Here is a 13,055-nt window from a genome sequence, read left to right as displayed (position 1 = left end):
TCCGAGTCCACTATGGCTGTCACCGTCGAAACTCTCGAAAAGCTCGAACGCCGCATCACGCTCACGCTGGCGGCCACTGACATCAACTCCGAGGTCGAGTCCCGCCTGAAGAAGCTGGCTCGCACCGTCAAGGCCGACGGCTTCCGTCCGGGCAAGGTGCCGATGTCCTTCGTGGCCCAGCGTTACGGCGCCTCGGTGCAGTACGAGGTCGTCAACGACAAGCTCGGCGAGGCCTTCAGCGCCGCCGCCAACGAGGCCAAGCTGCGCGTCGCCGGCATGCCCCGCATCGAGCAGAAGGACGGCGCCGCCGAAGGCCAGCTGGCCTTCGACGCGACCTTCGAGATCTACCCCGAAGTCAAGCTGGGCGACCTGGCCGAGGCTGAAGTCGAGCGCGTCACCGCCGACGTGACCGAGGAAGCCATCGACAAGACCGTCGAGATCCTGCGCAAGCAGCGCCGCTCGTTCGCGCAGCGCGGTGCAGCCGACGTCGCCGCCGATGGCGACCGCGTCACCATCGACTTCGAAGGCAAGATCGACGGCGAACCCTTCGCTGGCGGCAAGGCCGACGGCTTCCAGTTCCTGCTGGGCGAAGGCCAGATGCTCGAAGCCTTCGAGAAGGCCGTGCGCGGCATGAAGGCGGGCGAGTCCAAGACCTTCCCGCTGGCCTTCCCCGAGGACTACCACGGCAAGGATGTCGCGGGCAAGGAAGCCGACTTCCTGGTCACCGTCAAGAAGATCGAGGCCCAGCACCTGCCCGAAGTGAACGAGTCGTTCGCCAAGGCCCTGGGCATCAAGGACGGCACCGTGGAAGCGCTGCGCGCCGACATCAAGAAGAACCTCGAGCGCGAAGTGAAGTTCCGCGTGCTCGCCAAGAACAAGGGCGCCGCGATGGATGCCCTGGTCTCGAAGGCCGAGCTGGACGTGCCCAAGGCCCTGGTCGAAGGCGAAGCCGAGCGCATGGTCGCTAACGCCCGCGAGGACCTGAAGAAGCGCGGCATCAAGGACGCCGACAAGGCCCCGATCCCCGCCGAGCTGTTCAGCGAGCAGGCCGAGAAGCGCGTGCGCCTGGGCCTCGTGGTGGCCGAGCTGGTGCGCTCGAACAACCTGCAAGCCAAGCCCGAGCAGCTGCAGGCCCACATCGAGGAAATCTCGCAGAGCTACGAGAAGCCGGCGGAAGTCGTGCGCTGGTACCTCTCGGACCGCGAGCGCATGGCCGAGGTGGAAGCTGTCGTGATCGAGAACAACGTCACTGACTTCATCCTGGCCAAGGCCAAGATCGCCGACAAGCAACTGCCGTTCGACGAGCTGATGGCCGGCGCCTGAGCGCCAGCCCTCGCGTCGCGACAATGACAACGTGCGGTCGCATTCCGGCTCGCTCTTGATTCACTGAGCCGCGATCGCCATGTAAGGCGCCGGGCCGCGAGGCCGGCGCCTTTTTCTTTCCCCGGAACCACCCGACGCGTCGTCGGCAAGGGCATTGGGGCGCACGACATAATGAGCCGTGACGCGAACCACACACAGAGGACTTCATGAGCGCGCTGGAAACTAGCAATCTGGGCATGGTGCCCATCGTCATCGAACAGTCGGGCCGCGGCGAGCGCGCCTATGACATCTACAGCCGCCTGCTGCGCGAGCGCATCGTGTTCCTGGTCGGCCCCGTGAACGATGCCGTGGCGAACCTGGTGGTCGCGCAGCTGCTGTTCCTGGAGAGCGAGAACCCCGACAAGGAGATCTCGCTGTACATCAATTCGCCGGGTGGCAGCGTGTCCGCCGGCATGTCGATCTACGACACGATGCAGTTCATCAAGCCGCAGGTGTCGACGCTGTGCATGGGCATGGCCGCGTCGATGGGTGCGTTCCTGCTGGCCGCCGGAGAGAAGGGCAAGCGCTTCGCGCTGCCCAACGCCAAGATCATGATCCATCAGCCGCTGGGCGGCGCGCAGGGTCAGGCCACGGACATCGAGATCCACGCCCGCGAGATCCTCAAGACCCGCGAGCAACTGAACCGCATCCTGGCCGAGCGCACCGGCCAGAGCCTGGAGAAGATCCAGGCCGACACCGAGCGCGACTACTTCATGTCGGCCGACGAAGCATCGACCTACGGCCTGGTCGATCAGGTCATCGCCAAGCGCCCTTGACGACGCCCCCGCCCGCTCCGCCGGGCGGTTTCCTTTTGACACGGGAAATCGCTCGCCGGGGGAGGCGGAATTGCCGGTTCAGCACACCAACTGACCTCTCTTAGGGGCTTTTATCCCCCCAAGGGTGGTAGCGGCAATTGAACTATCATCAATGCAGGCACTTGCCTGTCATCTAGCAGCCCCAGCAGCACTTCCATGGCCGAGAAAAAAGGCAACTCCAGCGAAAAAGTCTTGTATTGCTCCTTCTGCGGCAAGAGCCAGCACGAGGTCAAGAAGCTGATCGCGGGTCCGTCGGTGTTCATCTGCGACGAGTGCATCGAGCTGTGCAACGACATCATCCGCGACGAGGTTCCGGCCGAGGCCGCGACCAGCGGTCGCGCGAGCAAGTCGGACCTGCCGGTGCCCAGCGAGATCAAGACTACGCTCGACCAGTACGTGATCGGCCAGGACGTGGCCAAGCGCACGCTGGCCGTCGCCGTCTACAACCATTACAAGCGGCTGCGCCACGCGGCCGACACGAAGGACGGCGTCGAGCTGTCCAAGAGCAACATCCTGCTGATCGGTCCGACCGGCTCGGGCAAGACGCTGCTGGCGCAAACACTGGCCCGCGTGCTGAACGTCCCGTTCGTGATCGCCGACGCCACCACGCTGACCGAAGCCGGCTACGTGGGTGAGGACGTCGAGAACATCATCCAGAAGCTGCTCCAGAACTGCAATTACGACGTCGAGCGCGCCCAGCGCGGCATCGTCTACATCGACGAAATCGACAAGATCAGCCGCAAGGCTGACAACCCGTCGATCACGCGCGACGTGTCGGGCGAGGGCGTGCAACAGGCGCTGCTGAAGCTGGTCGAAGGCACGATGGCGTCGGTGCCGCCGCAGGGCGGCCGCAAACATCCGAATCAGGATTTCCTGCAGATCGACACGACCAACATTCTGTTCATCTGCGGCGGTGCGTTCGACGGCCTGGAGAAGGTCATCCAGAACCGCTCCGAGAAATCCGGCATCGGTTTCGGCGCGTCGGTGAAGAGCAAGAGCGAGAAGCGCGTCGGCGAGCTGTTCCGCGAAGTGGAGCCGGGCGACCTGATCAAGTTCGGTCTGATCCCGGAACTGGTCGGCCGTTTGCCGGTGATCGCCACGCTGGGCGAATTGACCGAGGACGCGCTGGTGCAGATCCTGACCGAACCTCGCAACGCGCTGGTCAAGCAGTACCAGCAGTTGTTCTCGATGGACGGGGTCGAACTGGAAGTACGCCCGTCGGCGCTCAACGCCGTCGCTCGCAAGGCGCTGGCCCGCAAGACTGGGGCGCGTGGCTTGCGATCGATCGTCGAGCATGCGTTGATCGACACGATGTTCGAGCTGCCGTCGCTGGAGAGCGTGGCCAAGGTGGTCCTGGACGAGCACAACATCGACGAGGACTCCAAGCCGCTGCTGGTTTACCGCGAGGCCAAGGCCAGCGCCTGACCGCGTTGCGGCCTTTGTCCCAGGCTATTGAACGGCACCTTGTAATTGGTCCCTCGGGCCCTAGATGGGTCTGAGAAAGAGAGGTTTTCATGTCCGGTCATCCGATCCTCCCCGCGGAACCCATCACCCTGCCGCTGCTCCCGCTGCGCGACGTGGTGGTGTTCCCGCACATGGTGATCCCCCTTTTCGTCGGCCGTCCCAAGTCCATCAAGGCCTTGGAGGCCGCGATGGAGGCGGGCCGCCAGATCATGCTGGTGGCGCAGAAGGCCGCCGGCAAGGACGAGCCCAAGCCCGACGACATGTTCGAGATGGGTTGTGTCTCCAGCATCCTGCAGATGCTGAAGTTGCCCGACGGCACCGTGAAGGTGCTGGTCGAGGGCCTGCAACGCGCGACCACCCGCAAGATCGAGGACGGTGAAGAGCACTTCACCGCCGAGGTCATGCCGATCCCGCCCGAGGCGGACGATCAGCCGGAAGTCGAGGCCCTGCGCCGTGCGGTGACGCAGCAGTTCGACCAGTACGTCAAGCTGAACAAGAAGATCCCGCCGGAGATCCTCACCTCCATCGCCGGCATCGACGACGCCGGCCGCCTGGGCGACACGATCGCCGCGCATCTGCCGCTCAAGCTCGACGCGAAGCAGTCGGTGCTGGACTTGTCCGAGGTGGGCAAGCGGCTGGAGAAGCTGCTGGACCTGCTGGAGCATGAGGTCGACATCCTGCAGGTGGAAAAGCGCATCCGTGGCCGCGTCAAGCGCCAGATGGAAAAGTCCCAGCGCGAGTACTACCTGAACGAGCAGGTCAAGGCCATCCAGAAGGAGCTGGGCGACGGCGAGGAAGGCGCCGACATGGAGGAGCTGGAGAAGAAGATCCAGGCTGCTCGCATGCCGAAGGAAGCGCGCAAGAAGGCCGAGACCGAGCTCAAGAAGCTCAAGCTGATGTCGCCGATGTCCGCCGAGGCGACCGTCGTGCGCAACTACATCGACACGCTGGTCAACCTGCCGTGGGCGAAGAAGACCAAGATCAAACACGACCTGGCCAACGCCGAGGCGGTGCTGAACGAGGACCACTACGGCCTCGACAAGGTCAAGGAACGCATCCTCGAGTACCTCGCGGTGCAGCAGCGCGTCGACAAGGTGAAGGCGCCGATCTTGTGCCTGGTGGGCCCTCCGGGCGTCGGCAAGACCTCGCTGGGGCAGTCGGTGGCGCGCGCCACGGGCCGCAAGTTCGTCCGCATGGCGCTGGGCGGCGTGCGTGACGAGGCCGAGATCCGCGGTCACCGCCGCACCTACATCGGCTCGATGCCGGGCAAGGTGCTGCAGAGCCTGTCGAAGGTCGGCACGCGCAATCCGCTGTTCCTGCTGGACGAGATCGACAAGCTCGGCATGGACTTCCGCGGCGATCCTTCCTCGGCGCTGCTGGAGGTGCTGGATCCCGAGCAGAACCACACCTTCGCGGACCACTACATCGAGGTCGACTACGACCTGAGCGACGTGATGTTCATCGCCACGTCCAACTCGCTGAACATCCCGCCGGCGTTGCTGGACCGGATGGAAGTGATCCGGCTGTCGGGCTACACCGAGGACGAGAAGGTCAACATCGCCCAGCGCTACCTGTTGCCGAAGCAACGTGGCAACAACGGCGTGAAGGACACCGAGCTGGAGGTCACGGAAGACGCCGTCCGCGGCGTGATCCGGTACTACACCCGCGAGGCCGGCGTGCGTTCGCTGGAGCGCGAGATCTCGAAGATCTGCCGCAAGGTGGTCAAGGGCCTTCAGCTCAAGACCTACGACGGCAAGGTGGTGGTCAACGAGGACAACCTGAACGAGTTCCTGGGCGTGCGCAAGTACGACTTCGGCCGCGCGGAAAAGAAGAACCAGGTTGGCCAGGTGGTCGGTCTGGCGTGGACGGAAGTGGGCGGCGATCTGCTGACCATCGAAGCCACGGCGATGCCGGGCAAGGGCACCATCATCCGTACCGGCTCGCTGGGCGACGTGATGAAGGAATCGGTCGAGGCGGCGCGCACCGTGGTGCGTTCGCGGGCTCGACGCCTGGGCATCAAGGACGAGCTTTTCGAGAAGCGCGACATCCACGTGCACGTGCCCGACGGCGCGACGCCGAAGGACGGTCCCAGCGCGGGCATCGCGATGACCACGGCCTTCGTTTCCGCGCTGACCGGCATTCCGGTGCGGGCGGGCGTCGCCATGACCGGCGAGATCACGCTGCGTGGCGAGGTCACGGCAATCGGGGGTCTGAAGGAGAAGCTGCTGGCCGCTCACCGCGGTGGCATCAAGACCGTCATGATCCCGGAAGAGAACGTGAAGGACCTGCAGGACATTCCGGAGAACGTGAAGAACCACCTCGAGATCGTGCCGGTCCGCTGGATCGATCGCGTGCTGGAAGTCGCGCTGGAAAGCTACCCGCAGGCGCTGCCCGATGAAGAGGTCGCCGCCGTGGTGGCCGCCACTCCCGCGGCGGAGAAGGTGGCGGAAGCCAAGCCTGACGCGAGCGGCGATTCGCTGAAGCACTGAGCGGCTGCGACACCGTCGCGATGAATCACGATGGCGCCTTCGGGCGCTATCGTTGTTTCTGGTCGGTGGGCCCGGTGGAGAGATGGGCGATGTTCACAAAGAGTTCGCGCAACTCTTGTGTGCCCCTCGAAAATCGTTCTATACTCTCGGCTTCGGCGCAAACGGTGCTGCAGCAAGAAGCTGATCGCAAGAGCAGTTTCAAGCCGAGCAGGCAGTGCGTTGAAGACCCTGCGGGAATAGCTCAGTTGGTAGAGCGCAACCTTGCCAAGGTTGAGGTCGCGAGTTCGAGCCTCGTTTCCCGCTCCAGGCATCAAAAGATGGAAGCTTCTGCTTCCATTTTTTATCGGAGTCAGACAACCAAATCTGGCTCCATTCAGAATCCCGTCCAGGGTTCTGGGGCGCGATAGCAAAGCGGTTATGCCCCGGATTGCAAATCCGGTCAGTCCGGTTCGACTCCGGATCGCGCCTCCAAAGAATGGACATTGCGGGAATAGCTCAGTTGGTAGAGCGCAACCTTGCCAAGGTTGAGGTCGCGAGTTCGAGCCTCGTTTCCCGCTCCAAAACACTTCAAGGGTGGTTGGATGCAACGTCATTCGACTGTCCTGCGATGCGGGAATAGCTCAGTTGGTAGAGCGCAACCTTGCCAAGGTTGAGGTCGCGAGTTCGAGCCTCGTTTCCCGCTCCAAACTCCTCCATGGGAAGCCAGTTCTGGCTTCCCATTTTTCATGGTCGGTACCCCCGATAATGCGCGGTCAATCCCCGCGAGCCATCGTGGCCTGGATGGTGAAATCGGTAGACACAGCGGACTTAAAATCCGCCGCCTTCAACCGGCGTACGGGTTCGAGTCCCGTTCCAGGCACCACACGCTGACCCCTGCGGGCTCCCCCTCACGCATGGACGGTATGGACACGGCATGGCCTTGTTCGCGCAGGAACTGTTGAATCCGGGCGTTCGCAAACGCGAAGTCTTCGGCTGGTCGATGTACGACTTCGCCAACTCGGGCTACACGACCGTCGTCCTGACCGCCGTCTACAACGCCTATTTCGTCGGTGTGATCGCCAAGGGCCAGCCGTCCGCCACCTTGCTGTGGACGATGCTGGTGGCCTTCTCCAGCTTCCTCGTGATGATCACGATGCCGGGCCTGGGCGCATGGGCCGACGCGCACGCGGCCAAGAAGAAACTGCTCGGTATCTGCACCCTCGGCTGCGTGCTGTCGACCGCGGCGCTGGCGATCTTCGGGCCGACGCAGCTCGGGTGGGCGGCCACGGCGGTCGTGCTGTCGAACGTGTTTTTCTCCTATGGCGAATCGCTGATCGCCGCCTTCCTGCCCGAGCTGGCCCGGCGCGACGCGCTCGGCCGCGTGTCGGGTTGGGGCTGGGCCTTCGGGTATCTTGGCGGCATGCTCGCGCTGGGGCTGTGCCTCGGATATGTGCTGAGCGCGCAGTCGCGCGGCGAGTCCGCCGGGGCCTTCGTGCCGGTCGCGATGCTGATCACCGCCGGCCTGTACCTGCTCGCCGCGCTCCCGACCTTCCTGCTGCTGCGCGAGCGCGCCGACCCCTGTGCGACGCGGCGCGCGGCGAAGATGGGGTCGGGTCTTTCCCAGCTGTGGATATCGTGGCAACGCGCCCGTGCGTATCCGGACTTCCTGCGGCTGCTCGCTTGCGGCACCAGCTATCAAGCGGGGATCGCCGTCGTCATCGCGCTGGCCGCCGTGTATGCGGAGCAGGCCCTCGGTTTCACGCAGGCCCAGACGATGACGCTGGTGTTCCTCGTCAACATCGCGTCCGCGGTCGGCGCCTTCGCCTTCGGCTATTACGAGGACCGCATCGGCCATCAGCCGGCGCTGGCCTTCACGCTGGTGGGCTGGATGGTGATGACGCTGCTGGCGTTCCTCGCGACCAGCGCCTGGCTGTTCTGGATCGCCGCGGCGATCGCGGGGCTGTGCATGGGGTCGAGCCAGTCCTGCGGGCGCGCGCTCGCGGGCGCCCTGGCGCCGCATGACCGCCTCGCCGAATTCTTCGGCCTGTGGACCTTCGCCACCCGGCTTGCCGCGATCGTGGGTCCGCTGACCTACGGCGCGGTCACCGTGCTGACGGCCGGCAACCACCGACTGGCGATCCTGTCGACCGGCGTGTTCTTCGCGCTGGGGTGGTGGTTGCTGCGGCGCGTCGACATGACGCGTGGCCTGGCGCGCGCGCTCGTCTGATAGCGCTGACCGGGTCGGCCGGAGGCGGGTTCAGGTGGCGACGCGTGTCGCCACGGCATCGCGCCAGCCGAGCGCCTCGCGCGCCAGCACCTGCAGCGGTGCCGGGTCGCCGGTGCTTTCAAGCACGATCGAGGCCGACCCCTCCGGCGCGATCCCCAGCCCGTCCCAGATCCGCTTCGCCTGACGCGCGACGGCGTCCTCGATGTTGAGCAGACGCACGCCATCGCCGAGCGCCGCCTGGATGCGGGCCTGCACAAGGGGGTAATGGGTGCAGCCCAGCAAGACGGTGTCCACTTCCGCCTCCCGCAGCGGCGCACAGTAGCGCTCGATCAAGCGGTCGAGTTCGGCGCTGCGCAGATCTCCCTGCTCGATCAGCGTCACCAGTCCGGGGCAGGGCTGGCTGATCAAGGTGACGTCGGTCGCATGCGCGGCGACGAGCTGCTCGTAACGCCGGCTCGCGATCGTCGCCGTCGTCGCCATCACGCCGATGCGGCCGGTGCGCGTCGCCGCCACCGCCGGCTTCACGCCGGGCTCGGTGCCCACGACCGGCCATGCCGGCCAGCGCTCCCGCATCGCCTGCACCGCGTGCACCGTCGCCGTGTTGCAGGCGACAACCGCCATGCGGGCGCCCAGCGCGTGCAGGTGTTCGGCCACGCGCACGCTGCGCTCGACGATGTAGGCGCTGCTGCGATCGCCATATGGCGCATGCGCCGCGTCCGCGAGGTAGTGCAGCGGCACGTCCGGCAACTGCTCGCGCAACGCCTTCAGCACGGTCAGGCCGCCGACGCCGGAATCGAAGACCCCGATGCAAGGGACATGGAGGGCGGAAGAGGCGGGGAGCAGGCTCGGGCTGGTCATCGTGGGCGGCAGGCGTCGGGTGCGCAGTCTAGAAGATTCCCTGACGGGCGTTCGATTACCGCTTGGCAGCCGCGATTCGGTGGCTAGAATAGAACGATCGTTCGTTTTATTTTCGAGCCGACGCCGCAGAGCCCCCAACGAGGGCAGGGCGCATGATGGCTGAGAGACACGGGAGCGGCCCAGGCCTCCCATAGAATCGAATTAACGTTAACGTCAATCCGCTTGGAGTGCTTCGATGAAGGTATTGGTCCCCGTCAAACGAGTCGTCGATTACAACGTCAAGGTGCGCGTCAAGGCTGACGGCACCGGGGTCGACATCGCCAACGTGAAGATGTCGATGAACCCCTTCGACGAGATCGCCGTCGAGGAGGCCGTCCGCCTGAAGGAAAAGGGTGTGGTGACCGAGGTCATCGCCGTGTCCTGCGGCGTCACGCAATGCCAGGAGACCCTGCGCACCGCGATGGCCATCGGCGCGGACCGCGCCATCCTGGTCGAGACGCCGGCCGATGTCGAACTGCAGCCGCTGGCCGTGGCCAAGCTGCTGAAGGCGCTGGTGGACAAGGAACAACCGCAGCTCGTGATCCTGGGCAAGCAGGCCATCGACGATGATTGCAACCAGACCGGCCAGATGCTGGCCGCGCTGACCGGGCTGCCGCAGGGCACGTTCGCGTCGAAGGTGGAAGTCGTCGACGGCAAGGTCAACGTGACGCGTGAAGTCGACGGCGGCCTGGAGACGGTCAGCCTGACGCTGCCGGCGGTCGTGACCACCGACCTGCGCCTGAACGAGCCGCGCTACGTGACGCTGCCCAACATCATGAAGGCGAAGAAGAAGCAGCTGGACGTCGTCAAGCCGGCCGATCTGGGCGTGGACGTGGCGCCGCGCATCAAGACGCTGTCGGTGGCCGAGCCGCCCAAGCGCAGCGCCGGCATCAAGGTGCCGGACGTGGCCACGCTGGTCACGAAGCTGAAGACCGAAGCCAAGGTCATCTGACGCGCCCCGCAGAACAAGACACGGAGAAAAGCTCATGACCGCTCTCGTCATTGCTGAACACGACAACACGTCCCTGAAGGGCGCCACCCACCACACCGTGACCGCCGCCGCCGCGCTGGGCGGCGACGTGCATGTGCTCGTCGTCGGCTCGAACGCCGGGGCCGTCGCCGCCGCCGCCGCGAAGATCACGGGCGTCGCCAAGGTCCTGCACGCCGACGGCGCGCAGTTCGCCGACGGCCTGGCCGAGAACGTCGCCGCCCAGGTGATCGCCATCGCCAAGGACTACAGCCACCTGCTGTTCCCCGCCACCGCCGCCGGCAAGAACGTCGCCCCGCGCGTCGCCGCGCTGCTGGACGTGGCGCAGGTCAGCGACATCACCAAGGTGATCAGCGCCGACACCTTCGAGCGCCCGATCTACGCCGGCAACGCGATCGCGACCGTGCAGGCCACGGACGCGGTGAAGGTCATCACCGTCCGCACCACCGGCTTCGACTCCGCGGCCGAAGGCGGCAGCGCCGCCGTGGAAATGCTGACGGCCGCCGCCGACAGCGGCAAGAGCGCGTTCGTCGGCCGCGAGGTCACGAAGAGCGACCGCCCCGAGCTGACCGCCGCCAAGATCATCGTGTCCGGCGGCCGCGCGCTGGGCAGCAGCGACAAGTTCAATGAAGTACTGACGCCGCTGGCCGACAAGCTGAACGCCGCGCTGGGTGCCTCCCGCGCCGCGGTCGACGCCGGCTACGCGCCCAACGACTGGCAGGTCGGCCAGACCGGCAAGATCGTCGCGCCGCAGCTGTACATCGCCGCCGGCATCTCGGGCGCGATCCAGCATCTGGCCGGCATGAAGGACTCCAAGGTGATCGTGGCGATCAACAAGGACCCGGAAGCGCCCATCTTCTCGGTGGCCGATTACGGCCTGGAAGCCGACCTGTTCGTGGCCGTGCCCGAGCTCGTCAAGGCGCTGTAAACCGACGCGACGACCCCGCGCGGCCGGCTGGTCCACCGCGCGTCAGACCCAGGGCGCCCGCCGACGAAGCGCGGCGCCCTTTTTTCATCCGGAGACATCCCCATGACCTACCGCGCCCCGATCAAGGACATGCTGTTCGACATGCAGGCCCTGGCCGGCCTGCAGACGCTCGCCGAGCAGATCCCCGCCTTCGCCGACCATGGACTGGACACCGCGCAGGCGGTGCTGGAGGAATCGGCGAAGCTCAACGAGGATGTGATCGCTCCGCTGAACTTCGAGGGCGACAAGAGCCCGTCGTACTGGAAGGACGGCCAGGTCTTCGCGACGCCAGGCTTCAAGGAGGCGTTCCGGCAGTATGCGCAGGGCGGTTGGCAGGGGCTGCAGCATCCGGAGGAATACGGCGGCCAGGGCCTGCCCAAGACGATCGGCGCCGCGTGCGGCGAGATCGTGCAGGCGGCCAACGTCAGCTTCGCGCTGTGCCCGCTGCTGACCGACGGCGCGATCGAGGCGCTGCTGGTGGCCGGCAGCGAGGCGCAGAAGCAGCGCTTCATCCCCAAGCTGCTGTCCGGGGAATGGACCGGCACGATGAACCTGACCGAGCCGCAGGCCGGCTCGGACCTGGCGCTGGTGCGCAGCCGCGCGGAGCCGCAGGGCGACGGCACCTACAAGGTCTTCGGCACCAAGATCTTCATCACCTGGGGCGAGCATGACATGGCGGACAACATCGTCCACCTGGTGCTGGCGCGCGTCCCCGGCGCGCCCGAGGGCGTGAAGGGCATCAGCCTGTTCCTGGTGCCGAAGTTCCTGGTCAACGAGGATGGCTCGCTGGGCGCGCGCAACGACGCGCACTGCGTGTCCATCGAGCACAAGCTGGGCATCAAGGCCAGCCCGACCGCGGTGCTGCAGTTCGGCGACCATGGTGGCGCCATCGGCACGCTGATCGGAGAGGAGAACCGCGGCCTGGAGTACATGTTCATCATGATGAACGCGGCCCGCTTCGGCGTCGGCGTGCAGGGCATCGCGGTGGCGGACCGGGCTTACCAGAAGGCGGTCGCGTACGCGAAGGACCGCGTCCAGTCGCGGCCGGTCGACGGCTCCGCGTCGGCGCCGGTGGCGATCATTCATCACCCCGATGTGCGCCGCATGCTGATGACGCAGCGCGCGCTGGTCGAGGGCTGCCGCGCGATGGCGATCGACGCCGCCGCGGCCTACGACATCGCGCACCATCACGCCGATGCCGACGCCCGCAAGCAGGCGCAGGCCTTCTACGAATTCATGGTGCCGCTGGTCAAGGGCTACAGCACCGAGATGAGCCTGGAGGTGACCTCGCTGGGCGTGCAGGTGCATGGCGGCATGGGCTTCATCGAGGAGACCGGCGCGGCGCAGTACTACCGCGACGCGCGCATCCTGCCGATCTACGAGGGCACCACGGCGATCCAGGCCAACGACCTGGTCGGCCGCAAGACGGTGCGCGACGGCGGCGTCTTCGCGCGCGGCATCGCGGCGCAGATCGAGGAGACCGAAGGCGCGCTGGCCGCCGACGGCGGCGCCGACGCGCTGGCCGTGCGGGCGCAACTGGCGGCGGCGCGGGCCTCGTTCGTGCAGGTGGTGGACTTCATCGCCGCCCATGGCAAGGCGCAGCCCAACGCGGCCTTCGCCGGCTCGGTCCCGTACCTGATGCTGGGCGGCAACCTGATGGCCGGCTGGCAACTGGCGCGCTCGCTGCTCGCCGCCAAGGCCTTGCTCGCCGTGGGCGAGGACACGGACTTCATGACCGCCAAGATCGCCACCGCGCGTTTCTATGCCGAGCACATCCTGCCGCGCTGCCAGTCGCTGCGCGACGCGGTGGTGAACGGCGCCGACAGCGTCATGGCGCTGCCGGTGGACGCGTTCTGATCCGCCGCGC

At 66.1% G+C, this 13,055-nt stretch carries 9 protein-coding genes and 5 tRNA genes; 13 read left to right on the top strand and 1 reads right to left on the bottom strand.

Annotation, left to right across the window (positions count from 1 at the left end; all coding sequences use genetic code 11):
• Positions 1-12: 12 nt before the first annotated feature.
• From tig to CDN99_RS02250, 10 genes are all read left to right on the top strand, one after another.
• Positions 13-1,323: a trigger factor gene (gene tig / locus CDN99_RS02295; RefSeq protein WP_088382479.1), complete on the top strand. Its 1,311-nt coding sequence runs from the start codon at positions 13-15 to the stop codon at positions 1,321-1,323.
• A 206-nt stretch (positions 1,324-1,529) separates the two neighbouring features.
• Positions 1,530-2,138 (top strand): ATP-dependent Clp endopeptidase proteolytic subunit ClpP, encoded by a 609-nt coding sequence (gene clpP, locus CDN99_RS02290; protein WP_088382478.1) that lies wholly within the window; start codon positions 1,530-1,532, stop codon positions 2,136-2,138.
• A 195-nt stretch (positions 2,139-2,333) separates the two neighbouring features.
• The gene (gene clpX / locus CDN99_RS02285; RefSeq protein WP_088382477.1) at positions 2,334-3,602 is read left to right on the top strand and encodes an ATP-dependent Clp protease ATP-binding subunit ClpX; all 1,269 of its coding nucleotides are present in this window, start codon (positions 2,334-2,336) and stop codon (positions 3,600-3,602) included.
• Positions 3,603-3,691: 89 nt separating this feature from the next.
• Entirely contained in the window at positions 3,692-6,130 is a 2,439-nt protein-coding gene (lon, locus tag CDN99_RS02280; protein ID WP_088382476.1) for an endopeptidase La, read from the top strand.
• A gap of 230 nt (positions 6,131-6,360) precedes the next feature.
• Positions 6,361-6,436, top strand: a tRNA-Gly gene (locus CDN99_RS02275).
• 91 nt (positions 6,437-6,527) lie between these two features.
• Positions 6,528-6,601, top strand: a tRNA-Cys gene (locus CDN99_RS02270).
• Positions 6,602-6,614: 13 nt separating this feature from the next.
• Positions 6,615-6,690 (top strand) — tRNA-Gly (locus tag CDN99_RS02265).
• A 49-nt stretch (positions 6,691-6,739) separates the two neighbouring features.
• A tRNA-Gly gene (locus CDN99_RS02260) sits at positions 6,740-6,815 on the top strand.
• A gap of 89 nt (positions 6,816-6,904) precedes the next feature.
• Positions 6,905-6,992: transfer RNA gene (locus CDN99_RS02255), tRNA-Leu, on the top strand.
• Positions 6,993-7,043: 51 nt separating this feature from the next.
• Positions 7,044-8,336, top strand: coding sequence for an MFS transporter (locus tag CDN99_RS02250; RefSeq protein ID WP_088382475.1), 1,293 nt, complete (start codon positions 7,044-7,046; stop codon positions 8,334-8,336).
• Positions 8,337-8,366: 30 nt separating this feature from the next.
• Here the strand turns inward: CDN99_RS02250 and murI are convergent, their stop codons facing one another.
• Complete coding sequence (gene murI, locus CDN99_RS02245) at positions 8,367-9,194, bottom strand: glutamate racemase (protein ID WP_088382474.1); 828 nt, start codon at positions 9,192-9,194, stop codon at positions 8,367-8,369.
• Between the two features lie 235 nt (positions 9,195-9,429).
• On the opposite strand from murI, the gene CDN99_RS02240 reads away from it, so the two are divergent.
• The 3 genes from CDN99_RS02240 to CDN99_RS02230 all read left to right on the top strand — a co-directional run bounded on the left by CDN99_RS02240 (position 9,430) and on the right by CDN99_RS02230 (position 13,045).
• The gene (locus tag CDN99_RS02240; RefSeq protein ID WP_088382473.1) at positions 9,430-10,185 is read left to right on the top strand and encodes an electron transfer flavoprotein subunit beta/FixA family protein; all 756 of its coding nucleotides are present in this window, start codon (positions 9,430-9,432) and stop codon (positions 10,183-10,185) included.
• A 34-nt stretch (positions 10,186-10,219) separates the two neighbouring features.
• On the top strand, positions 10,220-11,149 hold the full coding sequence (locus CDN99_RS02235) for an electron transfer flavoprotein subunit alpha/FixB family protein (protein WP_088382472.1): 930 nt from the start codon (positions 10,220-10,222) through the stop codon (positions 11,147-11,149).
• Positions 11,150-11,251: 102 nt separating this feature from the next.
• Positions 11,252-13,045, top strand: coding sequence for an acyl-CoA dehydrogenase (locus tag CDN99_RS02230; RefSeq protein WP_088382471.1), 1,794 nt, complete (start codon positions 11,252-11,254; stop codon positions 13,043-13,045).
• The last annotated feature ends 10 nt before the right edge of the window (positions 13,046-13,055 follow it).

Source organism: Roseateles aquatilis (genome assembly GCF_002205645.1).
GTDB classification, from domain to species: domain Bacteria; phylum Pseudomonadota; class Gammaproteobacteria; order Burkholderiales; family Burkholderiaceae_C; genus Roseateles; species Roseateles aquatilis.
The sequence above is the reverse complement of the archived record's forward strand: the minus strand, read 5'-3'. Positions and strand labels throughout refer to the sequence as shown.